The 23,474-nt window shown below is 56.2% G+C and carries 19 protein-coding genes, 1 tRNA gene and 3 pseudogenes; 8 read left to right on the top strand and 15 right to left on the bottom strand.

Annotated elements, in window-relative coordinates; all coding sequences use genetic code 11:
- Window positions 1-90: 90 nt before the first annotated feature.
- From uvrB to rpsA, 5 genes are all read right to left on the bottom strand, one after another.
- Complete coding sequence (uvrB, locus tag ABRP87_RS01475) at window positions 91-2,184, bottom strand: excinuclease ABC subunit UvrB (RefSeq protein WP_349867273.1); 2,094 nt, start codon at window positions 2,182-2,184, stop codon at window positions 91-93.
- Between the two features lie 39 nt (window positions 2,185-2,223).
- Complete coding sequence (locus ABRP87_RS01470) at window positions 2,224-2,586, bottom strand: DUF4259 domain-containing protein (RefSeq protein WP_084539229.1); 363 nt, start codon at window positions 2,584-2,586, stop codon at window positions 2,224-2,226.
- 75 nt (window positions 2,587-2,661) lie between these two features.
- On the bottom strand, window positions 2,662-3,264 hold the full coding sequence (coaE, locus tag ABRP87_RS01465) for a dephospho-CoA kinase (protein ID WP_349867272.1): 603 nt from the start codon (window positions 3,262-3,264) through the stop codon (window positions 2,662-2,664).
- Window positions 3,265-3,338: 74 nt separating this feature from the next.
- A complete protein-coding gene (locus ABRP87_RS01460) occupies window positions 3,339-5,387 on the bottom strand; it encodes a glucose PTS transporter subunit IIA (protein WP_349867270.1) in 2,049 nt (682 codons plus the stop codon).
- 314 nt (window positions 5,388-5,701) lie between these two features.
- Window positions 5,702-7,165 carry a 30S ribosomal protein S1 gene (rpsA, locus tag ABRP87_RS01455; protein ID WP_005280312.1) on the bottom strand — a complete coding sequence of 488 codons (1,464 nt, stop codon included), beginning with the start codon at window positions 7,163-7,165 and terminating at the stop codon, window positions 5,702-5,704.
- A 249-nt stretch (window positions 7,166-7,414) separates the two neighbouring features.
- On the opposite strand from rpsA, the gene ABRP87_RS01450 reads away from it, so the two are divergent.
- Window positions 7,415-8,146 (top strand): class I SAM-dependent methyltransferase, encoded by a 732-nt coding sequence (locus ABRP87_RS01450; RefSeq protein ID WP_349867268.1) that lies wholly within the window; start codon window positions 7,415-7,417, stop codon window positions 8,144-8,146.
- Window positions 8,147-8,156: 10 nt separating this feature from the next.
- Entirely contained in the window at window positions 8,157-8,624 is a 468-nt protein-coding gene (locus ABRP87_RS01445; protein ID WP_237792053.1) for an RDD family protein, read from the top strand.
- Here ABRP87_RS01445 and ABRP87_RS01440 read toward each other — a convergent pair.
- Genes ABRP87_RS01440 through polA form a run of 3 tightly spaced genes read right to left on the bottom strand, consistent with a single transcriptional unit; the run spans window position 8,588 to window position 12,589 of the window.
- Window positions 8,588-8,959 carry a hypothetical protein gene (locus tag ABRP87_RS01440; RefSeq protein WP_005280309.1) on the bottom strand — a complete coding sequence of 124 codons (372 nt, stop codon included), beginning with the start codon at window positions 8,957-8,959 and terminating at the stop codon, window positions 8,588-8,590. The two genes, ABRP87_RS01445 and ABRP87_RS01440, sit on opposite strands and share 37 nt — an antisense overlap.
- 38 nt (window positions 8,960-8,997) lie before the next feature.
- Window positions 8,998-9,936 carry a DNA glycosylase AlkZ-like family protein gene (locus ABRP87_RS01435; RefSeq protein WP_349867266.1) on the bottom strand — a complete coding sequence of 313 codons (939 nt, stop codon included), beginning with the start codon at window positions 9,934-9,936 and terminating at the stop codon, window positions 8,998-9,000.
- A gap of 4 nt (window positions 9,937-9,940) precedes the next feature.
- Window positions 9,941-12,589, bottom strand: coding sequence for a DNA polymerase I (gene polA, locus ABRP87_RS01430; RefSeq protein WP_349867265.1), 2,649 nt, complete (start codon window positions 12,587-12,589; stop codon window positions 9,941-9,943).
- 144 nt (window positions 12,590-12,733) lie between these two features.
- Between polA and ABRP87_RS01425 the strand changes: the two genes are divergently transcribed.
- Window positions 12,734-12,807 (top strand) — tRNA-Leu (locus tag ABRP87_RS01425).
- A gap of 146 nt (window positions 12,808-12,953) precedes the next feature.
- On the opposite strand, the gene ABRP87_RS01420 is transcribed toward ABRP87_RS01425, so the two are convergent.
- From ABRP87_RS01420 to ABRP87_RS01400, 5 genes and pseudogenes are all read right to left on the bottom strand, one after another.
- The gene (locus tag ABRP87_RS01420) at window positions 12,954-13,397 is read right to left on the bottom strand and encodes a DDE-type integrase/transposase/recombinase (protein ID WP_349867263.1); all 444 of its coding nucleotides are present in this window, start codon (window positions 13,395-13,397) and stop codon (window positions 12,954-12,956) included.
- Between the two features lie 125 nt (window positions 13,398-13,522).
- Window positions 13,523-13,901 (bottom strand): annotated as a pseudogene (locus ABRP87_RS01415) (transposase).
- 588 nt (window positions 13,902-14,489) lie between these two features.
- Window positions 14,490-15,134, bottom strand: a complete 645-nt coding sequence (locus ABRP87_RS01410; protein ID WP_349867262.1) for a DUF6973 domain-containing protein — start codon at window positions 15,132-15,134, stop codon at window positions 14,490-14,492.
- A gap of 244 nt (window positions 15,135-15,378) precedes the next feature.
- Window positions 15,379-15,594, bottom strand: a complete 216-nt coding sequence (locus tag ABRP87_RS01405) for a hypothetical protein (protein WP_349867260.1) — start codon at window positions 15,592-15,594, stop codon at window positions 15,379-15,381.
- Window positions 15,595-15,657: 63 nt separating this feature from the next.
- Window positions 15,658-16,852, bottom strand: a pseudogene (locus ABRP87_RS01400) (IS3 family transposase).
- A gap of 277 nt (window positions 16,853-17,129) precedes the next feature.
- On the opposite strand from ABRP87_RS01400, the pseudogene ABRP87_RS01395 reads away from it, so the two are divergent.
- The 5 genes and pseudogenes from ABRP87_RS01395 to ABRP87_RS01375 all read left to right on the top strand — a co-directional run bounded on the left by ABRP87_RS01395 (window position 17,130) and on the right by ABRP87_RS01375 (window position 22,228).
- Window positions 17,130-18,347, top strand: a pseudogene (locus ABRP87_RS01395) (IS3 family transposase).
- Window positions 18,348-18,794: 447 nt separating this feature from the next.
- Entirely contained in the window at window positions 18,795-19,631 is an 837-nt protein-coding gene (locus ABRP87_RS01390) for a DUF368 domain-containing protein (RefSeq protein WP_349867258.1), read from the top strand.
- A complete protein-coding gene (locus tag ABRP87_RS01385) occupies window positions 19,631-20,518 on the top strand; it encodes an ABC transporter substrate-binding protein (protein WP_349867256.1) in 888 nt (295 codons plus the stop codon). Before ABRP87_RS01390 ends, ABRP87_RS01385 begins: the two co-directional genes overlap by 1 nt.
- Window positions 20,511-21,464 (top strand): amino acid ABC transporter permease, encoded by a 954-nt coding sequence (locus tag ABRP87_RS01380; protein ID WP_023026500.1) that lies wholly within the window; start codon window positions 20,511-20,513, stop codon window positions 21,462-21,464. Before ABRP87_RS01385 ends, ABRP87_RS01380 begins: the two co-directional genes overlap by 8 nt.
- The gene (locus ABRP87_RS01375; protein WP_023026498.1) at window positions 21,464-22,228 is read left to right on the top strand and encodes an amino acid ABC transporter ATP-binding protein; all 765 of its coding nucleotides are present in this window, start codon (window positions 21,464-21,466) and stop codon (window positions 22,226-22,228) included. Before ABRP87_RS01380 ends, ABRP87_RS01375 begins: the two co-directional genes overlap by 1 nt.
- A 28-nt stretch (window positions 22,229-22,256) precedes the next feature.
- Here ABRP87_RS01375 and ABRP87_RS01370 read toward each other — a convergent pair whose 3' ends face one another.
- Both ABRP87_RS01370 and coaD read right to left on the bottom strand, forming a co-directional pair.
- A complete protein-coding gene (locus tag ABRP87_RS01370) occupies window positions 22,257-23,003 on the bottom strand; it encodes a TSUP family transporter (protein WP_349867253.1) in 747 nt (248 codons plus the stop codon).
- Window positions 23,000-23,473: a pantetheine-phosphate adenylyltransferase gene (coaD, locus tag ABRP87_RS01365; protein ID WP_005280301.1), complete on the bottom strand. Its 474-nt coding sequence runs from the start codon at window positions 23,471-23,473 to the stop codon at window positions 23,000-23,002. Before coaD ends, ABRP87_RS01370 begins: the two co-directional genes overlap by 4 nt.
- Between the last annotated feature and the right edge of the window lies 1 nt (window position 23,474).

The following is a 23,474-nucleotide window of genomic DNA, read 5'->3' as shown; positions in this document are numbered from 1 at the left end:
AGTATAGTCAGGACGCCGGACCAATAAGCCGATCGTTGCAGTAGTGCGCACTTTTAGGGGGAGCCTGTTACTGAGACACTGCGAGCGGCGTTAAATTCCGGCTTCCTTTAGGCCGCGCAGCTCCTTCTTCAAATCAGCAATCTCATCGCGCAGCCGGCCGGCTAGCTCGAATTTCAACTCGCGCGCGGCAGCGCCCATCTGTGCCTGCAGGTCATTGATGAGCGCCTCAACCTCATCGGTGGCCATGCTGGACACGTCGCGCTTTTCCACCACAGCCGAGGGATCCGACTCCGGCGCCTCTTCCCCATTGTTTTCATAGACCTGATCCAAGATATCGGCGATCTTCTTGCGCAGGGGCTGCGGATCCACGCCGTGTTCCTTGTTATAGGCAATCTGCTTCTCGCGGCGGCGCTCCGTTTCATCGATGGCTTCTTGCATCGAGTCGGTGATTTTATCCGCATACATGATGACCTCGCCCGATACGTTACGCGCGGCGCGGCCAATGGTCTGGATGAGCGATGTTGTCGAGCGCAAGAAGCCTTCCTTATCCGCATCAAGGATGGCCACGAGCGAGACCTCAGGCAAGTCCAAGCCCTCACGCAAGAGGTTAATGCCTACAAGCACGTCGTATTCACCTTGGCGCAATTGGCGCAGGAGTTCCACGCGCTGCAGCGTATCGATATCCGAGTGCAGGTAGCGGACCTTAATCCCCTGCTCCAAGAGGTAATCCGTCAGGTCTTCTGCCATGCGCTTGGTCAAGGTGGTGACCAATACGCGCTCCTTCACGGCGATGCGGCCGCGGACCTCATCAATGAGATCATCAATCTGGCCCTTGGTGGGCTTCACCGTCACCTTGGGATCGACCAGACCAGTCGGGCGAATGACCTGCTCGACAAACTCGCCGCCGGAGGAGGTCATTTCGAAATCGCCAGGGGTAGCCGACATATAAACGGTTTGACCAACGCGCTCTTCAAATTCGTCAAAGGTCAGTGGCCGGTTGTCCACCGCGGAGGGCAGGCGGAAGCCAAACTCCACCAGGTTTCGCTTGCGCGACATATCGCCTTCGTACATGCCACCGATCTGTGGCACGGTCACGTGGGACTCATCGATGATGGTAAGAAAATCCTCTGGGAAATAGTCCAAGAGCGTGGCTGGCGCGGACCCCGCCGGGCGGCCATCCACGTGGCGGGAGTAGTTCTCAATGCCGGAACAGAATCCCACCTGCTCGATCATCTCTAGGTCATATTCCGTGCGCATGCGCAGCCGCTGCGCTTCTAAGAGCTTGCCGCGGTTTTCTAGATCCTCGAGGCGCTCAGCCAACTCTTCCTTGATATCGGCCACGGCCTTTTCCATGCGCTCTGGGCCGGCCACGTAGTGCGTGGCGGGGAAAATGCGCACTTCATCGACTTGCTCGATAACGTCACCGGTTACCGGGTGGATATAGTACAGCGAATCAATATCATCGCCGAAGAACTCGATGCGCACCGCGCGTTCCTCATATGCCGGAATGATATCGACCGTATCACCCTTGACGCGGAAGGTACCGCGGGTAAAGCCCACATCGTTGCGCTCATATTGGATATCCACCAAGAGCCGGAGGAAACGGTCCCTGTCGAGCTCCTCGTCGACGGCGATAATCACCGAGCGATCCAAATAGGATTGCGGAGTGCCCAGGCCGTAGATACACGAGACCGAGGAGACCACCACGACATCGCGCCGCGAGAGCAATCCAGAGGTGGCCGAGTGGCGCAGGCGCTCGACATCCTCATTGATGGAGGAGTCTTTTTCAATATAGGTATCGGTCTGCGCGATATAGGCTTCCGGCTGGTAGTAGTCGTAATAGGAGACGAAGTATTCCACCGCGTTATTGGGCAATAATTGGCGCAGCTCATTGGCCAGCTGTGCGGCCAAGGTCTTATTGGGAGCCATGACGAGCGTGGGTCGCTGCTGCTTTTCAATCAGCCACGCGGCCGTCGCGGATTTACCAGTACCGGTTGCGCCCATCAGCACAACGTCGCGCTCGTCGCGGTTGAGGCGCTCATCAAGTTCCTTGATGGCCGCAGGCTGGTCACCTGCGGGTTCATATTCAGAAACGACTTGAAACTTGCCGGGGGTGCGTTCTACCTCGCCGACGACGCGGTGTTCAGAATTTGGAATAAGGGGATGTTCAGCAGCAAAAGCCATGCCCGCTATTCTACTGCTTATACGCTGCTGCTAGCCATTTCATGGGAGCGCGGCTTGGGCGGTGTGCAGCCACTGGTCCAGCTCCCCTGTCGGTTCCCATAGCGCGTAGACCGACGAGGAATCAGAGCACATCGCTTGATTGATGCGCCGGCGCAGCCACGCCTTAGATTGCGGCGTGTACAGGGACGCTAGATCCGTCGGGGCTACGCCGTCTGGCAGGCCATCGGCAGGCAGCTTCGTCAGCGCCCCTAATGCGATGACCGCTTCGGCTTCATCGGAATCGAGCACTCCAGTGCCGCACGAGCGCTGAAAGTGCCGGAGATCAAAAGAACCATCCCGCAGGCTATCGAGTACGTCTCGCGCCGCGTGATTATCGAATGGTCCAGTGCCCCAAGTTCCCACGCTCAAATAGTGTAGGGGCCAAAAGTAAACGTTAATAGGAAAAGACGTTAACGCTACTTACCAAAAAGGTTAAGGTTAAGAAGACGCCGCTTCGATCTCATCGCAGACCGCCGCGGTGCGTTCGGCCAATTGTTCTTGTGTGCCATTATTGTCTATGACATGGCTTGCTGCCGATAGACGCTTCTCATCAGAAATCTGGGCGTTAATCCTTTTACGCGCGTCTGCTTCATCAAGTCCGCGAAAATCCACGAGGCGACGCACCCGCTCTTCTGGTTCCACGTCAACAACGATGACAAAATCCATATCCGCGTCGAGCCCATTATCCACCAGCAGCGGCATATCATAAACCGTAAAATCAAAGCCCTCTTCGCGCGCAGCAGCAAATTGTCGCTGGGTCTCTTCTTGGATACGCGGGTGTGTAATCGAATTCAGGAGCTCGGTATGCTCCTTGTCCACGAAGGCCCGGCGAGCGAGTTCCTTGCGGTCGAGGCTGCCGTCTTCCTGCAGGATATCCTCGCCGAATTTCTCCGCTAGCTCGGCCAATGCCGGTTGGCCAGGCTTGACGATGTCCCTCGCTATGCGATCTGCGTCCACCACCCGCCAGCCGCGCTGGGCGCACAGCTTCGCTACCGTAGATTTCCCGCTGCCAATTCCCCCGGTTAATCCGATTAGCTTCATAAGGTACCAGGGTACGCGAAAAGGAGCCCGGCACGAATGCCTGAGCTCCTTGCTGCGGAATTTAAGAGTGCCTATTAGGACTCGAGTTCTTCTTCCGGCTTTGGATGAACCTGCAAGAGTTCATCGCTTGGGGTAACCGCACCGGTAGCGCCGCTCACGGAACCAAATTTCTTGGCGTTGGTGACAACAACCGGGGTAATCAGGTTGTAGTCCTTGGACTTGATGAAGTCTGCGTCAAAGGTGATGAGCTTATCGCCAGCAGAAACGCGCTGCTTCTTTTCCACGTGGACATCAAATCCCTCTCCGCCGAGTTCCACGGTATCCAGGCCAACGTGGATGAGCAGCTGTACGCCGTTATCCAGGTTCAGACCGATCGCGTGGCCGGATTTTTGGACGGTGAGCACGGTACCATCGGCAGGCGCGTAGACGGTATTGCCGGTTGGCTTCACGGCAGCGCCCGGCCCAAGCTTGGCGCCAGCAAAGATGGGATCCGGTACCTCAGACAGGTCCACGGCCTCGCCCTCCAGAGGAGAGTCCAGCTTGATGATTGCCTGTTCTGCTTCCTTGGTGGCGATTCCGGTAGCAGCCGCAACCCCTGCAGCCTGTGCATTCTCGGAACCGTCCGACTCATCATCGGATCCGCCGATGATGCGGGACTCGGAGCGGCTAGCAACCTCTTCCACAGTCTCGTTATTTTCGCGGGCGATGCGCTCAAGATCGGCTTGCTTTTCCTCTGCGGTGCGGTAACCAAACAGCAGCGTGAGGGAGAAGGAGGTGAAGAATGCCACGGCGATGCCGATGATGTAGCCCACCTGCGGGGTCATGGCTGGGGTGGTCAAGATGGAGGTGAAGACGAAGGCGTTAGCGCGGACATCGAAAAGCCCCATCACTGCGCCACCGATGGCACAACCCGGCAGCAGGCGGTAGTAGGTGCGGCGGAAGCGGAGCAAGATGCCGTAGAGGGACGGCTCCGAAATACCGCCGAGCATGCCGGCTGCGAAGGCACCGACGGAGACCTGGCGCATGGAGTTGTTCTTCTCCTTCATAGCAATGACCATCACGGCGCCGGTCACGCCGAAGCAGGCAAAGTTCCACGCACCCATAGGACCCTGGATGAAGTCGTAGCCATAAGTCGTGATGTTTTGAATCATGATCACGTTAAGCGGCCAGTGCAGGCCCATGGGCACCAGGAATGGGTACAGCAGCGGAATGACAATGGCCAGGATGAACGGCGAGAAGTCATTGATCTGGAACAGTACCCAGGAGATGCCGTTGCCCACGCCGATGCCGAATGGGCCAAGCAGGAAGGCCGTGGCCGGAATCATGATCAACAGCGAGAAGAATGGCACGAAGACCATATGTACCGCGCTTGGGATGATCTTTTTCAAGCCTTTTTCCACCCAGTACAGGCCAATGGCGGCCAAGATCGGTGGGAATACCTGGGAGCCATAAGAGTTAATCACCAGCGGTAGGCCGAAGACGTTCACGGTATCGCCCTGTTCACCTAGAGACATAAACTCCGGCGTCAGCAGAGCGGCCGGAATGGCGGCCGAGACCCACATATTCGCGCCGAGCTTCTGCGCAGCGGTAGCACCCACCATCACCGGCAGGAAGTAGAAGACCGATTGGAACATAGCGTGGGCCAAGCGGAAGCCCTCGGGCTGTTCTTCCATCGGTGCGCGGAAGTCTTGAATGCCAACGGTATCCGCCAGCACCAGCAGCGTGATAATCAGGGAGGCACCAAGTAGTGCCCACAGAACCGGGCGGAAGGTATCAGAGAGGAACTCGAAGCAGTAGTCGATCCAATCGTACTTTCCACGTACGCCGTCGTAGTTCTTCTTGGATGAGGAGGACTCCTCGTCAGCGGGTTGCACCCCGGGGTCTTTGATAATTTCGCCGTAGTAGTTCGCCACGCCGCCACCCATGACCACTTGGTAGCCATGCGTACCTTGCGTGACCGAACCGAGAACGGCCGTATCGCTTTCCAGCTTTTCCTGATCTACTTTTCCCACATCAGCGAGTTGAAAGCGCGGGCGCGTCGCGCAGTGCGTCAGCGACGTGATGTTATCGGCGCCGCCCAAGCTTTCAATGATGTGTGTGGAAGTGTCCTTCACAGATGCCACTTCATACTCCTTGCATAAAGACAAACCAATAGTCAGTACTCAACTGGCTATTACGTCACACTTGGATTATAAGTGAGAGGCAACACAAACAAAAGTCCAATTTAGTGGCCTTTAGTGGGGATAGTTGTCTTTTTACAGGCGCCATCGCTGCGCCGCAGGTCAAGGAACTGGCATTGGAAAACTAAGAAGCAATCGTTTGCACCTACTGTCATAAAACTCACAAAGCCGCGTCCTTCCTCCCCTAAAGGAGAAGGACGCGGCCAGTGCAGCTGTGTGAAGCTAGGGACTATCTCACCTTAGTTTCCAAAGGCGCCTTAGTTGCCGGCGAGCTTGTCACGCAGTGCGGCGAGCTGCTCGTCAGAAGCCAAGGATCCGCCGGACTCTGCCTGAGTCTCCGATGCCGGAGCCGCATCGGTGGAGTCAGAAGAGTAGTTGGAGGATGCTTCAGCGGACTCTGCAGCCTCTGCGGCGGCAGCGCGGTTGCGCTCGATCTGAGCAGTGTGCAGGTTGAAGCGGCGCTCGGACTCTGCGTAGCGTGCTTCCCAAGCCTGACGCTGCTCGTCGAAGCCTTCCTTCCACTCGTTGGTGTCTGGGTCGAAGCCTTCTGGGAACACGTAGTTGCCCTGCTCGTCGTAGGAGTCAGCCATGCCGTACTTGGACGGATCGAACTCTTCAGAGTAGTCCTCGTCAGCCTGCTTGACGGACAAGGAAATACGACGACGCTCGAGGTCGATGTCGATGACCTTGACCATAACTTCCTGGCCAACGGTGACAACCTGGTCCGGAACCTCGACGTGGCGCTGAGCCAGCTCGGAGATGTGAACCAGGCCCTCGATTCCTTCCTCGACGCGAACGAACGCACCGAACGGAACCAGCTTGGTGACCTTGCCCGGCACGATCTGGCCCACAGCGTGGGTGCGGGCGAAGACGCGCCATGGGTCTTCCTGGGTTGCCTTCAGGGACAGGGAAACGCGCTCGCGGTCCAGATCAACGTCCAGAACCTCAACGGTTACCTCGTCACCAACGGTGACAACCTCAGATGGGTGGTCGATGTGCTTCCAGGACAGCTCGGACACGTGAACCAAGCCGTCGACGCCGCCAAGATCGACGAAGGCGCCGAAGTTGACGATGGAAGAGACAACGCCCTTGCGGACCTGACCCTTCTGCAGCTGGTGCAGGAACTCGGAACGGACCTCGGACTGGGTCTGCTCCAAGTATGCACGGCGGGACAGGACAACGTTGTTGCGCTGCTTGTCCAGCTCGATGATCTTAGCTTCCAGCTCCTGGCCAATGTAGGGCTCCAGGTCGCGGACGCGACGCATCTCAACGAGGGAAGCAGGCAGGAAGCCGCGCAGGCCGATGTCCAAGATGAGGCCGCCCTTGACAACCTCGATGACGGTACCGGTAACCGGCTCTTCCTTGGCCTGCAGCTCCTCGATGGCGCCCCAAGCGCGCTCGTACTGTGCGCGCTTCTTGGACAGGATCAGGCGGCCTTCCTTGTCCTCCTTGGTCAGGACAAGCGCGTCAACCTCATCGCCGACCTCGACAACTTCATCGGGGTTGACGTCGTGCTTGATGGACAGCTCGCGGGAAGGGATAACGCCTTCGGTCTTGTATCCGATGTCCAGCAGTACCTCGTCGTGGTCAACCTTGACGACGGTACCCCCGACAATGTCACCATCGTTGAAGTACTTGATGGTGGCGTCTACAGCTGCGAGGAAGTCCTCTGCGGTTCCGATATCGTTGATCGCAACCTGAGGGGTAGTAGAAGATGGCATATTGTAAAAATGCTCCGAATAAATGTAGGAAATCGTTCGTGGACAACTGCGTGTCTCTCGAATTAAAAGCCCATCTGCGCTGCACAAATACAGGAGATAGAGGCCACATTCGATCCCGCCGCGTGATTGCCCCAAGCTTTCCTACAATAGCCTGCAACAACCCGTGGCATAGACATGCTTGTAAAAGCCTACATCTGTCCAGCTTATACGGCAAATATTGCACGCCAACCAGAAAGGTAACCCACCCCAGTGACTTCGCCTTCTCACGCCAATCAATCCCACTGGGACGGTGATGCGGCCAACTACCATGCCGAGCACCCCGAGTACCTTTCCTCTTTTTACTGGTGCCCAGAGATGCTGCACGAGGCCGATGCACAGCTGCTTGGCGATGTCTCCTCTGCCGCCGTCCTCGAAATCGGCTGCGGTTCTGCCGCCTGCACCCAGTGGCTCAGCACCCGCGCCCGCTTTGTCACCGGCTGCGATATTTCCCGGGGAATGCTCTCCCACGCAGATCCCGGGTTGGCGCTCATCCAAGCCGATGCACTGGCACTGCCCTACGCCACCGATTCCTTTGACGTGGCGTTTTCTGCGTTCGGCGCATTCCCCTTCCTTGCTGATCTCGATGCCGCGCTCGCGGAAGTTGCCCGTGTTGTGCGCCCAGGCGGGCGGTTCGTCTTCTCCGTGACCCACCCAATGCGCTGGATCTTCCCCGACGATCCCATCAGCCTTACCGCAGAAATCAGCTACTTCGACCGCGCCTACCTGGAACACGATTCCGCTGGGACGCTCACCTACGCCGAGTTTCACCGCACCATCAGCGGTTGGTTCCGCGCGCTCCAAGGTCGCGGACCATTCCTCATCGAGGACATCATCGAACCGGAATGGCCCGAAGGCTTAGATACCGCCTGGGGTCAGTGGTCTAGGCAGCGCGGGGAAATTTTCCCTGGCAGCATGATTTTCATCTGCCGCGCCTACAGCTAACGTGGACAACATGATTGCCGAAAGACTGGGAATTTTCCTGCGCCGCGCCGTGGCTTGGTGGATCGACGCCTTTCTCGTGGCCGCCATCGTCACCGTGGTGCGGTGGCTGATTAATGCGCTTGCCGGTTCCCCCTTATCCGGCCGCCCCGAAGAGATCTACGAGGCGGTCGCTCTCGCCGTGGTCTTCTATATCTACCGCGTGTGGGTGGAAACGAAAAAGTTTACGTCCCTGGGCAAATGGTCGATGCAGCTCGAAATCATCCCGGCCCGCTCGCCGTTTGTCACCGCGTGCCTGCGCAATTCGTGGCTGCTGCTCACGCCCCTGACGCTTACCGGCTGGAACATCGACGGCATTATCCTTGCGATTTTAGGCCTTTCGGTTTTAGCCATCGGCCAAACACCCTTTGACCTCTTGGCCGGTTGCCTAGTGGAAAAGCGACCTCAGGAGGATTCCACAGCGATGCGCGGCCAGAGGTAGTACACCACGGCAGCAATAGTAATGAGCGCAAATACCCACGAATACGGGAAGGCCACGGCAATGACAGTTACCGCAATCATTACACCGGCCGCCTGAATTCGGTAGCGCCACGGGTTCTCGCCTTCTCTGGCGGCGTTGCCAGCAGAAAGGAAAAACCCAAAAGTTATAACCGCATAGAAAATGAAGTAAGATTTATCGCTGCTTACTGCTTCTTTTAAGCCGCTCTCAGCAATTTGTCCCGCCGGGTATGCGACCATGACTGCCCACGTAGTCTCAAAAAAGCGCAAGACGTAGGGATGGGACTTCCAGGTAATACGTTTTCCGAGAAACTCCATGAAACTACTTTAAAATCCTCATCTGCTTCACGCACTTCTCAGCAGTCTTTCCACTGCCGTTCCACGCGGCGTGACGCGTAGGCGGGAATACCCCAGTCCTCAATCCCCTGCTTATTCCACATGCCGCGCACTTGGCCGTCAATAACGATGGCGCGGCGGAAAATGCCCTGGTTCCCGGGAACGACCGCGTGGTGCATATCCGCTGACATGGCAAAAAGTCGATCTTGGTACCCCAAAATGTATTCATCAAAGGCGCCCAATAGCAGCACCGATTTCTTCCTTCTCACCTCTGGCAGCTCCAGCACCTCTGTAGAGACCAGCTCCTCGCCTTCCCTACCTATCCGGATGAGGTCATCCGGCAAATTCTCCGCTGCGGGACGAATGAGCTTTTGGGGCAGCTTGGACCACCACGCAAAGTCTTGCAGCGTCGCCGGACCATGGGTGCGAAAATAGCGCGTCATCAATTCCGTCGTGGCGGCCACCGAGTCGCCGTTAAAGAGGGCCTCCAGGCCGTCTAACTCCACCGGAGTAATGAGCTGCTCTTCGCCTGCATAACACGCATGCCCGCTTTCCATGGCGATGCGTACCACGTGCCAGAAAGGTAGCTCGGGCAAGGCCCGGGCGGCGCGTGCTTTCAATTCTGCGCGCGTTAATGGGGCATCGATAAGCTGCAGCACGGCTTCCCGTACCGCTGCATCGCCTTTTCGAGGCTTCGCACATAGCTCGGTTATCCAGCCCATATCCTTGACGGAGGCGGCGAACAGCGTATTGCGCATCGCATAGCCGCGCACGATCTCGGACTTATCCGATTCATCCGTTGCGCGCAGCGCCAAGGACCGGCGCACCGAATGCAGGTCCTGGCCTTGCGTAACGCCAAAGGCGCGAACCGCCTCTGCAGCGGTGTGCCAGCGTTGGGCCGTGAGCCCCTGGGCGGCCAAGCGCATGCGGGCGCGTTCGCGCCGGTTAAGCGTCATCATCGAACTAGTGGGCCGCGGCGTCCCAATCCGTGCCGGCGCCGGCAGAGACTTCGAGTGGCACGTTCAGCTCGATGGCAGAATCCATCTCGCGCTCAAGAATCTCGCGGACTTGATCGGCCTCGCCGGGGGCGACTTCCACCACCAATTCATCGTGTACCTGGAGCAAAACACGAGATTTCATGTCTCGCAACGCACGGTCCACGCGAATCATCGCGACCTTGATGATATCCGCGGCCGTTCCCTGGATCGGGGCGTTGAGCGCAGCGCGCTCCGCGTTTTCACGGGCCAGCCGGTTATCGGAGTTGAGCTCTGGCAGGTAACGGCGGCGGCCAAAGAGCGTGGCCGTATAACCATCCTTGCGGGCTTGCTCCACGACATCATCCAGGTACTTCTTCACGCCGCCAAAGCGCTCGAAGTAGCTTTCCATGATGGACTTGGCTTCGCCCGCCGGGATTCCCAGCTGCTGCGAAAGTCCAAACGCGGACAGACCGTAGACCAAGCCATAAGACATGGCCTTTACCCGGCGGCGCAGCTCAGGGGTCACCTGGTCCACGGGTACATCGAAGACCCTAGAACCAACGAAATTGTGCAGGTCCTCGCCGGCCTTGTAGGCCTCAATCAGCCCGGGATCGGCAGACAGGTGCGCCATCACGCGCATTTCAATCTGCGAGTAGTCCGCGGTCATTAGCTGCTCAAATCCCTCGCCTACGATAAACGCCGAGCGAATCTGGCGGCCGGCCTCCGTGCGCACCGGGATGTTTTGGAGATTGGGCTCCGTCGAGGACAAACGCCCCGTCGAGGTCACCGTCTGGTTAAAGGTGGTGTGAATGCGCCCATCCGGCTGGACGGTCTTGATAAGGCCCTCGAGCGTGGTCTTCATCTTCTGGTACTCGCGGTGGGCCAAGAGGTGGTCCAAGAACGGGTGCGGGTGCTTGATAGCCAGCTGCTCGATTTCCTTCGCGGCCGTGGAATAGCCCGTTTTCGTCTTTTTCGTCTTGGGCATATCGAAGGTCTCAAAGAGCACCTTTTGCAGCTGCTTAGGAGAATTTAGGTTGAGCTTGTCATCGCTAGCAAGTTCCCGCGCGGAACGTTCTTGCTCCGCCACCTGCTCCACAAAGGCATCCTTTTGGGTTTCCAAAATGTCTACATCGACCGCAATGCCCGTAGCCTCCATGCGTGCCAGGATGGTCACCAGCGGCAGTTCCAGGTCGGTGTACAACTCGAACGAGTCGATGTCCTGCAGCTCCGCGGTGAGTTTTTCCGCCAGCTCCATGATTGCCGCCGCCTGTTCTACCAGGGAGGAACTATCGAGCAACGACATCTGCTCCGTGGCGGCGCCGAGGGACTTTTGAAGGTGGCGCTGGTAGACATCGGAAAGCTCGTAGGTGCGCTGGCCTGGGCGCAGGATATACGCCGCCAAGGCCGTATCGTGCGCAAGCCCGTTGAGCTCAATGCCGCGCCCTGCCAGCATGTGGAACGCGGCCTTTGCGGCGTGGAAATACTTAGGGGCCGACGATTCTAGCCACTGGACCAAGGCCTTTTCCTCATCGGCGGAAAGCTCCCCGAGTTCCACCTGCAGGCCATGATGGTTGCGGTCCACAAACGCGATGGCAGAGGCATCGCTTTGGCCCGGGGTACCCTCACCTTGCACATACACGGCTACGTGCTCGCGGTTAGGTAACCATTCGCTCAGGGAGGCGTCATCGATGGTGAGCTCGACATCTGGGGAATCCGCAACTTGCTCAGCGGCCTCAGCGCCATCGTTGGGAATGGCCGCTAAGACACGATCGCGCAGGTTGGTGCCAAACTCTAGCTCATCGAACTTCGCAGCAACATCGGCAACCTTGGCTTCCCTGAATGCCAGATCATCTGGACCGACGTCTAAGTCCATATCTGTAATCATCTGGGTAAGCTTCCGGTTCATCTGCACCTGCTCGATGCGTTCGCGGAAGTTATTTCCCACCACGCCATTGATTTCTTCGGCGTGGTCTACCAATGTAGCCAAGTCTCCGTACTTGACTATCCACTTGGTGGCGGTCTTTTCTCCCACCTTGGGAATGCCGGGGAGGTTATCGGAAGGGTCGCCGCGCAGAGCAGCAAAGTCGGGATACTGCACGGGGGTAAGCCCGTATTTATCCTCGACGGCCTCCGGGGTAAACCGGTGCAGCGTGGATACTCCCTTCATGGGATAGAGCACCGTGGTCGAATCCGTAACCAGCTGCAGATAATCCCGGTCACCGGTGACAATCAGCGTCTCGTAGTCCTGCGCCTGAGTGGCAAGGGTGGCCAAAATATCGTCGGCCTCGTAGTTTTCACGCGAGAGCGTCGTAATACCCAAGGTCTCTAAGGTATCGCGGATAATATCTACTTGGCCCTTAAATTCTTCCGGCGCGGCCTCGCGCTGCGCCTTATACTCCGGGAACATCTCCGTGCGGAAAGTCTTCCGGCCGACGTCAAAGGCAACCGCGATAGCATCCGGCTTTTCCTCAGAGACGATATTGGACAGCATGGATAAAAAGCCATACACGGCATTGGTGTGCTGGCCGCCGGAGGTAGAAAAGTTTTCCACCGGCAGGGCATAAAAGGCACGAAATGCCATCGAATGGCCGTCAATGAGCAAAAGGCGGGTCTTATTGGAAGTCACCTGCCCCATACTAGGCAACACCGTGGACACGGCGATACCCCACCCAACTTCACCGCATTGAGCAGGGCTTTTTACGGGGAGGGGACCCCAATTAGGAATTGCGCCAACCCCTGCGCTAGTATTTCCAACAGTCAAAGGCGCTCGCTTTTGATTGCCCCTGTAGCCCAATTGGCAGAGGCAACGGATTCAAAACCCGTCCAGTGTGAGTTCGAGTCTCACCAGGGGCACATTGCAACCCCGCTTCCTTTCGGATAAAAATCCACGGAGGAAGCGGGGTTTTGCCCGCATATCCGAATTTGTTGAGTTGTGGGGTTCGCGAACTAGACAACATTTAATGTTGGCGCGGTGAGGTTTCCAAGGTTTTCTCTTCTACTTAAACGGAACAGATCCTGGGACACTTCACAATCGCTTGGTTGAGTGCTTGCAGCGGTAATGCCTCGGTGCGCATCGAGTCCGATAATGCCCATCCAACTATCCGTCGGGAGTAAACGTCAGTGACAAACGCGGTGTACACAAAGCCTTTCTTCGTGCGCACGTAGGTAATGTCGGCCACCCACAGCTTATTCGGGCCTTGGGCTTTGAACTCACGCTCGACCAAATCTGGGCGCAGACCCGGCACGTTAGGCTTACGGGTTGTGATTGGTGATCCGCCTTTGCCTGTGCCAGAAACACCGGCCAGGCGCATCAGCCGGGCGGTTTGCTCACGGCCGATATCTATTCCGTCACGGTGAAGCGCGTGCCACATTTTCCGCACGCCGTAGACACCGTAATTATCCCGATGAACAGCACTAATGCGTTCAACTAGAACAACCGTCACGAAGGCGACGAGCGCTTAGCCCACGGGCTTTGGACTGGCGATAACCACGCGAGGTGATGAACCCACCAGCCCGGTTATTTTTCAACGTCTTGCAGATGAACTCGACAGAGAAATGATTCCGGTATTTATCGATTAACCGGATCATTTCCGACGTTTGGGGCCTGGCTCCGACGCGAAAAAGCTGACGCAGCCTTCAGCAACTCATTAGTGTCGCGTAGCTCTTGATTTTTACGGCGTAGCCTGGCATTTTCGGCGGCCAAATCTTCAGGCACTGGTTCTGGGGTGCTTCCTGCACGGCGAGCCTGTTGGGTCCATTGACGAGCTGTGTGCCATGAAACCCCGAGCTTTGGAGCTACTGCCTGGCACGCGGGGTGCATTGACATGTTTTCCGCCAAGATGCGGTCTTCCACGAGACGGACCACGCGGTCCTTTGCATCTTGGTCAAATTTTCTTGGCATGTTCCAGATTTTCCCATCTACTCAAACGGAACAAAACCTGGGACATTTCATTTGGCAACACGTCGTCGATGCGTCTACTTGGTACATCAGCTTGCTCTAGCTTAGCCTCGGCGTGAGCATGGTCGCGGTATTCTGTCCAGTTTAATGGTTACTCTGGCAATGGCTCTGGAACGAATGGAAAGCGTTAGAGAGTCCTTAGCAGTTCCAAAATACGCAGAAACTTAAGTGGAAATAGGTTCTTCTGCGGTTACAGTTAGTCCCTCTAGACTTCAATCTAGAGGGACTAACTGTAATTGGCCTTACAGCGGTTCCATATCTATAGGCTATGCGAAGTTTCCATAGCCAGAAATGGTGCTCACCCATAAGAACGCTGATACGACGAAAGCCGCAGCGAATGTGAAGGCAAAAGCACGCCATGATCGGTCGCTAAGCCGACCCTTTTTCAACATGTAGACAGACATGGCTAATACACCCCACACCACCAATGAAGGTAGAGGTAGCCCATAGAAGACGAAAGGTATTGGAAGCCATGTGGACAGGACCACTCCGCCGTAAAGGGTTGCGACGCCCACGACAATTCCAAAAAGTATTCCCGGAATGATCGTTCTTTCTTTCACAACAAATTCCTTACCAATCAGTTTATCTTGATCAAACCACCGTTTTTAGCCTGCGCATGACATTCATTGATGGCGCCCGCTTCATCTCCTTCGTGTCGCAATCCAATGTCTCGACCAATGGCATTGTTTGTTTGATCCATGTGCCCAGCTTCAGGAGAACCAGGATGGTCTGTTTCGTGGGCATCGCCAATTTTTCGTGCAAAATCTGCGTTAGCCCGGATCGTTGTCAGCGCCTGCCATACACAATGCCTATCAGCGTCCTGAATGTTATCGTTCGTTACTTTGTTTGGAAACGTTTGCGAGGAAATACGTTCCGCGTCCTTGATTGCTGATTTCGCGCGCTTACAATCATAAGGATTGGTCGCGCAGGCTGCCGCTTCATGCCTACCGATGTTGGTTCCATAATTGTCGCCGGAGTCTCGAAGGCCTGTTTTATCCCCTGCAGAGCCGGATTCATTTAAAACTTGCTGTACGATATGGTCTGGAGTCTCAGCCTTCGGATCAATGTGCTCTTTCTCACGCAGTTCAATCGTCGTCTGAGCGATGCGCTCGTAAGAGTCAGTTTCTGCTGGTGTGGCATGTGCTGGCGATGCTGCCAAAGCATTCGCCGTGACGCCAATCGATAGTAGTGCTACTACACCCAAAGCCTTCATAGCCTTCATATTTAGGCCTTTCTCGAATCTTGATGGACTCGGCTAGTGCACCACACCCAAAGCTCCAATACAACCGATAATCATTATTGTTACGGTACCTTTATGTGATTTTATATATCTGTTCACCTTCCACCATCCCGAACTACCTTGGCGAACATGTCAAGCAAACGCAGACCACGAAAGCTCTAGTTTCAATTCAAAAAACGAAACAACCCCGCTGAGTGATACAGCGGGGCTAAATACGTAAGGATTCTTACTTCAAGTCTTGATTGAACCCATTAGGAAGCTTTCGCATGATATTGCTGAACTCATCAGCGTCCTTGGAATCATCCTTGATAGGCGAAAGATCGAGCTTGTAGAGTCCCTCGTCACCTTCAACTCTGAAGTAGAGGTTGTTTGGATTGTTTGGATCGACCGCCACAGCAGTGACATCAGCCTCGTTATTAGGTAGGCCATTAATGCTGATCATATGAGTGATGTCATTACGCCCTCCGGGGGCCTGCCCCCGGAAAGTAGACACGTCGGAGGGTAGCTATGCTACTTGGCTCAATGTAGCTGAATTAAGTGCTTCGAAGTCATCGGGGGCTTGAAAGTTGCACCAGGAGTGTCGTCTGCGCGTGTTGTAGCGTATGCACCACCGGAAGACTTCCTGGCGGCAGCTGATTGGACTTTCGAAGACTTTCCGATCACGCAGGACTTCACGCTTGAAAGCGGCGTTAAACGATTCTGCTAGGGCGTTATCGGCACTTGTACCCACCGCTCCCATGGATTGGCGCACACCAAGCTGGGCGCAGTGGTCCCTAAATGCCTGCGATGTGTAAACACTGCCGTAATCGGAATGGAAAATTGCCCCTGTAAGGCTTCCGCGGACCTTTCCAGCATGAGACAAAGCTTCGATAACCAGCGATACCCGCATGCGATCCGCGAGTGCATGGCCAACGAGCTTGCGCGAGTAGGCGTCGATGACTGTGGCCAGGTACATATTCTTGCCGCCCTTACACGGCAGGTACGTAATGTCGCCTACGTACACGTGGTTGGGCCTGTCCGCAGTGAATTTGCGGCCTACTAAATCTGGCATGGCTCGGTCGCCAGGCTTACGCCGAGTGGTGATGCATCGACGCTGTTTCGAAAAGCCTTTAAGCCCCATGGATTTCATGATGCGTGCGACCTTCTTGTGATTGATTGGGCGAATGCCCGAATCGTTGTTGAGGCTTGCAGCGATGCGTTTAGCACCATAAAGCCCATGCTCATCATCGAAGATGGTCTTTATTCTTGCACCAATAAGACCGTCGGAATGCATCTTTAACCTGCGCTTTTTACGGGTGTGGACCCATTTATAGAACGAGGAACGATTGAGCTTTAACACGTGGCACATCCGTGTGAGGCGAGTACTTTATTCGGTGGTCATCGACGAACTGGAAGCGGATCACCAGTGAGTTGCTTTAAGCAAAATATTTCGCGGCCTTACGCAGAATGTCACGTTCTTCGCGCAGCTTCGCGTTCTCTCTTTCTAACTGACGGATCCGCTCTGAATCAGTCATCACTTGAGCTTCATCGCGCAGGGTCTTCGTGCGGGCACGTTTGCTGGTGCCGTACTGCTTGATCCAAGAATAAAGTGAGGAACGATTGACTCCTAGCTCTGCTGAAGCCACGTGAAGTGAGAGGTCCTCATTATTTTCGTAGAGGGCCACAGCATCACGTTTGAACTGTTCGGAATACCTAGGCATGGTGGAAGATTACCTTTCTTCCCAACCCAACCGGGCTGGATATCAGGTGTCTACCTAACAGGGGTCAGGTCCTTTGCTACTTTTTGCCGCAATGGGGTTCCTTTCTAACTTTGGATGTTTTTATCAGTATTGGTTTTGTGAGATTTTTGGGTATTGGCGTTGTCAAATCGTTGTCGCAAAACGTGACAACATAAATTACTCCCTGGTCAGACCCTTATGAGGTTACCCTGGTTTAGTGGACACCCGATTAGTGCGGATTTTGTGTCCGTAGGAGAGGATGTTCATTGTGAGTCAACAACGCCAGAAATTCACGCCGGAGTACCGGCGTGAAGCCGCGAACCTGGTAATCGAGTCAGAACGCCCGATTGCTCATGTAGCGAAAGAAATTGGTGTCGCACCTGGCCTTTTAGGTCGGTGGGTGAAAAATGAGCGTCAACGCCGAGGATCCTCTGATGGGCTAAGCGAGGCGGATCTTCGTGCTGAGAACGCTCGTCTGCGTCGTGAGCTGGCAGAAGCCAAGATGGATAATGAGTTTTTGTCAAAAGCGACAGCCTTCTTCGCTTTAAGGCAACGCGATCAGAAAAGTTCGAATTAATGCAGCCAGAGAAGGCTAACTACAGCATCAAGCGTATGGCACGCTTGTTGAAGGTGTCTCGGTCTGGATACTACACATGGGCCCATATACAGCAGCAACGCTTATCCGGAAAAGATGATCGGACATCTTTTTACGATGATGTTGATCGCAAGATTCATCAGATCTGAAAAGACTCCGACGAGGTCTATGGTGCCCCGCGAATCACCGCAGAGCTAGGTGAGCGCTACCAGATCAGTGTGAATCGTAAGACTGTGGCTAAGCGGATGCGCCTGATGGGAATTGAAGGGATTTCACCGCGTGCTTTTGTGCCCGTGACAACGATTCAATCTAAACGTAAGTCGAGTCTTCCTGACCTGGTAAAGCGCATGTTTGATACCGGCGAGCTCAACCGGGTATGGATGTCGGACATTACCTACCTGCGCACCGGCGAGGGTTGGTTGTACTTATGCGCAGTTCGCGATGGTCATTCCCGCAGGGTACTGGGCTGGGCTATGGATAGTGTGCAAGACACAAGTTTGGTCGAACGAGAACTGCGGATGGCGCATACGCTGCGTGGTGACGCTCCTGACGGGCTGGTGTTTCACGCCGACCGGGGAACCCAATTCACCAGTGAGAAGCTCTGGGAGGTGTGCCGCAACCTAGGTGTTGCTCAGTCTGTGGGGCGTACCGGGGTGTGCTTCGATAACGCGATGGCCGAGTCGTTCTGGTCGACGCTTAAAACTTAAGTTCTACGACCGGAAGCGCTGGCCAACCCGCGATGCTGCCCGCAAGGCCGTTGCCTACTGGATTGAAGTCGTCTACAACCGTCGGCGCCGGCACTCCGCACTCGGGATGGTCAGCCCCGTCGATTTCGAGAACCACACCAGCCTAACCACCAGCAGAAAAGAAATAGCTGCCTAACCACTAGGTAGCTCCACTACGTGTCCACGATTTGCGGGCAACCCCACTTACATTACGTTAGTTGGTGTGAGTTCGAGTCTCACCAGGGGCACATTTCAACCCCGCTTCCTTCCGGATAAATATCCACGGAGGAAGCGGGGTTTCGTCATGCCACCTTGTTTATCTTGCTGCTGCCTCGATTGTGCGTATATCCTTCCACGAATTGCATATTTACACAACGCTCGAGAAGCATAGCCGTTGCAAAATAACACGTTCTTACCTCGAGACTTTAAGCACAAGCCCATCTCATATAAGGTAGATAACCGTTAAAGTAATGAAAGATATGCAGACTTAAACCACCGCGGGCGATGGTACACCACGCCGTTCGGTCTTGAGCCACGAGTTTTTGGCACCCCGAGTGGCCCGTCAACCGCAGTCATGTCTTATACCCAGGTAGATTTTTAATTTATGCACTATATTTTGAACGCCATTCGTGGCGCCCTCATCGGTATGGCCGAGCTGGTTCCCGGCATTTCCGGCGGAACCGTCGCCCTCATCGTGGGGATTTATGAGCGCGCCGTCCGCAATGCCAATGACCTCATCTCCGGCAACTTCAAAAAGGTCGAGTGGTCCTTTCTGGCCTCCGTCGCCGTCGGCATGCTGATCGCCGTCTTCGGTTTTTCTACGCTCCTGTCTAACTTCGTCGACAACAACGTCTCTGCCTCCAGCGCCCTCTTTTTAGGCATGGTGGTCATTTCCATCATCGTTCCGCTATCCATGTTGTCTAAGGCGGAGCGCACCGCCCCCTCCTCCATCATCGCGTTTATCGCTGCTGCCGTCCTGATTTTCATCGTCACGGGCTTTACCTCCGAGCCGCAAGATGACCCGAGCCTCATCGTGGTCTTCTTTGCCGCGGCGATTGCTGTATGCGCGCTAATCCTGCCGGGCATTTCCGGCTCGCTCATCTTGCTGACCATGGGGCTATACCAGCCGATCATCGGCGCGGTATCGGACCGCGAGTTAGGCACCATGGGCGTTTTTGCGCTGGGTGCCCTGTGTGGTCTCGCCGCCTTCATCAAATTGCTCAACTATTTGCTGAGCACCCACCGCGCGCCCACCCTGGCCGCCATGGCGGGCTTCATGCTGGGATCCCTGCGCGCCCTATGGCCGTGGGGTGCAGACCAGGACGCCTCTTCGGGCGCCATCATTGGGTACTTCATCCTCGGTGCCATTATCGTGTCCATCTTCATCTACGTCGACCGCAGAAACGCGCAAGCCATCGAGGAAAGGACGGCGGAGTATTAATGCCCTGGGCGATTAATCATCGACCACTAACGGCCGCCGTGGTGGCGTGCGTACTCCCCTTGAGCGCGTGCGTGGTCAACGAGGAGGATTCGACTCCAGAGGGGTGGGAGGAGCCAGAAACCAGCGAGGTTCCAGAGATCGCCGCGATGTACCACGACGATGACGGTGTGCTCACGGCAGGTACAAACCCGCCCTATGCCCCATTTCAGCTCAAGGACTCCCACGGCGATCTGCAGGGCGTAGAGCTCGACCTTGCCCGCGCCGTCGCAGGCGTGCTGGGCCTAAAATTCCAGGCCCTAGAGCAAGACTTTTCCATGATCCTGCCCGCGGTCCAATCCGGCCAGATAGACATGGGCGCCTCCGGGTTTACGGATACGGCCGATCGCCGCGATGAGTTCGACTTCGTGGACCACCTCTATGCGGGCATCCAGTGGGCAGAGCTTGTCGATGGCCCCAATAGGGTCGATCCCCAAAACCCTTGCGGTCTGACCGTCGCCGTGCAGCGCACCACCGTGTCAGAGACCGATGATGTGCGCCCCAAGCAAGAAGCATGCGATGGCGATCTCACCGTCTTGTCCTATGACACCGGGGATAACGCCGCGCTCGCCGTCCTTATGGGCCGCGCCGATGCCCTGTCCGCGGACTCGCCGGTGACCGCTTGGGCGGTCAATCGCTCCGAGGGAAAGATGCGCGCTGTAGGCGATATGTTCCAGGCCTCCCCTTACGGCTTCGCGGTCCCGAAGGACTCGGACTTGGCCAAGGCCTCAGCCGCTGCCCTCCAACACCTCATTGATACCGGTGAGTACGCGGAGATCTTGGCCCGCTGGGGAATTGAAGATGGATTAGTAGACCAGGCGATGATTAATGAAAGGCCCATAAATGGTTAACGAGCACAAAGAGGCAGCCGGCCCCACGGCGCAGCAGGAGGCACCAGCCAAGATCGAAGCCCGGCCACTGCGCCACCCCTGGCGGTGGCTCTGCGCAGCCGTGCTACTTATTCTTGGCCTGTGGTTTGTCATTGCCTCCGCGCGCAATGAGGCCTTTGGGTGGGATACGTACTTCCAGTATCTCTTTGATCAGCGCATCGCTATCGCCTCTCTGCACACGATTGCGATCACCATCTTGTCCATGATCATTGGCGTGGTAGGCGGCGCCATCCTCGCCGTGATGCGCATGTCACCCAATCCCATCCTGCGCGCCATTTCCTGGATCTTCTTGTGGATTTTTCGCGGCACCCCGATTTATGTCCAGCTGGTCTTCTGGGGCTTGCTTTCTGCGATTTACCAGTCCATCAACTTGGGCTTTACAGAGATCTCCCTGCAAAGCGTGTTGACCAATGCCTTCTTCTTGGCTGTCATGGGCTTGGGCCTCAATGAGGCCGCCTATATGGCAGAAATCGTGCGATCGGGCATTTCCTCGGTGCCAGAAGGCCAAAAAGAAGCATCAAAGGCCCTCGGCATGTCTTGGTGGATGACCATGCGGCGCACCGTGTTGCCGCAGGCGATGCGCATTATCATCCCGCCGACAGGCAATGAGTTCATTTCCTTGCTCAAGACCTCGTCACTGGTGGTTGCCATTCCCTATACCCACGAGATCTTCGGCCGCGCTACGGACATTTCCGCAGCCCTCTTCCAGCCCATTCCGCTCTTGATGGTCGCTGCCTCGTGGTACTTGGTCATTACTTCCCTGCTCATGGTGGGCCAGTACTTCCTCGAGCGCCACTTTGAGCGCGGCGCCACCCGCGAGCTCACCGGGCGCCAACTTGCCGCGCTTGCCGATGCCGAAGGTACTATCCCCCGCAACGTCTCCGTAATCCAGGAGGGTAAAAACTAATGACTATTCCCATGATCTCCGCGCAAAATGTGCACAAATCCTTCGGTCAATTCGAGGTGCTCAAGGGCATCGACTTAGAGGTCCAGCCCGGCGAGGTTGCCTGCTTGTTGGGTCCATCTGGTTCCGGTAAGTCAACCTTCCTGCGCTGCGTTAACCACCTGGATAAGGCCACGGCAGGCCGCCTTTATGTCGATGGCGAGCTGATTGGTTACCGCGAAAAGAACGGAATCCTGTACGAGATCAGCGAGAAGCAAGCTGCGCAGCAACGCTCCGATATCGGCATGGTATTCCAATCTTTCAACCTCTTTCCCCACCGCACGGTGATTGAAAACATCATTGAAGCACCGATGCAGGTCAAGAAGGTGCCGGAGGATAAGGCCCGGAAGCGTGCCATGGAGCTGTTAGACGAGGTGGGACTTGCGGCCAAGGCCGATAACTTCCCGGTTCAGCTTTCTGGTGGCCAGCAGCAGCGCGTTGCCATCGCCCGCGCCGTGGCGATGGAGCCCAAGCTCATGCTTTTCGATGAACCCACCTCCGCCCTCGATCCCGAGCTCGTTGGCGAGGTTCTCCGCGTCATGAAGGATCTCGCCGCCCTGGGTATGACCATGCTCGTGGTCACCCACGAGATGGGCTTTGCGCGCGAGGTCGCCGATAGAATCTTCTTCATGGACGGCGGAGTAGTCCTTGAATCCGGTACCCCGGCTGAAGTGCTCGACAATCCACAGCAGCCGCGCACCAAAGAGTTCTTGTCCTCGCTTCTTTAGGTAAACCTCGTGCGGTGCCAGCCGCGCCCTAGGCACCGTAGGTGACGATGCCGCGAATCAGTGCGCTGAGAGCGCCGAGGCTAGCGACCGATAGCGACAGTGCGCGCGCGATATCCCTGGACACCGCGTGCGCGATGCGCGATCCCAGCCAGATGCCGATGAACATGCCGGCAATGCCTGCGGGCCAAATGATCCAGGGCAAGCCATCAAATGTCGCGGCACCGAGCGCGGTCTTGGTGATAACGGAAAAGATTCCGCCCACCACAAAGATCGGTTGCAGGGTCGCCGTGTACATGGATTGCGGCCATTTGGCTGCCTGAGCGTAGACGGTAATGACTGGGCCGGCCACTCCCGCCAGAGTATTGGTAAATCCGCCAAGAATGCCCGCGGAGATGGCAGGTCCCTTGCCTTCCATCGGCGGGACGAACCTAGCGCCGTAGGTCACCACTGCCAAGGCGATGAGCAGTGCTGTACCCACCACTATCAATAGCCCTGCGGTATCGATCTTGCTAATCAACGCTGCGGCCGCGAGAGAACCGATAATCATCACTGGCGCGATGAGCCCAAACATTCGCCAGCTAACATTGCGGCGGACAGTCACCGTGGTCAGCAGCGCATTGACCGCTGCCAAGACGTTGATCACGAGGATGCCTTCTACCGGGCCCATCACCAACATGAGAATCGGCCCGCCAATAAGGCCAAGCCCCATGCCGGAGACGCGTTGCAGGGTGGATCCCGCGACAACGACGGCAAAAATAATCAGCGCCAATATCATCGGCGGTATTTTTCCTTCACCGCTTGTACTACCGGATCAGGAAGCATGCCGGTGACCTCGCCGCCAAATTGCGCGACCTGCTTGCACAGGGAAGAGCTGATGTAGCCGTACTTTTCATCGGTTAGCAAAAAGACCGTATCGATGCCGGACAAGCGCCGGTTCATCTGGGCCATCGGCAGCTCGTATTCATAGTCCAGGGAAGAACGCAGTCCCTTGACCAAAACGTCTACGCCGTGCTGCGAGGTATAGTCCACGAGCAGGCCGGACCAATAGTCCACGTTAATGCGCGAATCCACGCTTTGGCGGATGAGATCCATGCGCTCGTGCACGCTAAATAACCCGGAAGGCTTTTCTGGGTTGCCAGTAACAAGCACCGTAACCTCATCAAACATCTGGCTGGCGCGCTCAAAAATATTGACGTGGCCAAGAGTGATGGGGTCAAAAGACCCAGGACATACGGCTGTGGTCATA

This window comes from Corynebacterium sp. KPL2830, assembly GCF_040225635.1.
In the GTDB taxonomy this organism is placed as follows: domain Bacteria; phylum Actinomycetota; class Actinomycetes; order Mycobacteriales; family Mycobacteriaceae; genus Corynebacterium.
Note: the sequence above shows the minus strand (reverse complement) of the source record. Positions and strands in the feature narration are given on the sequence as shown.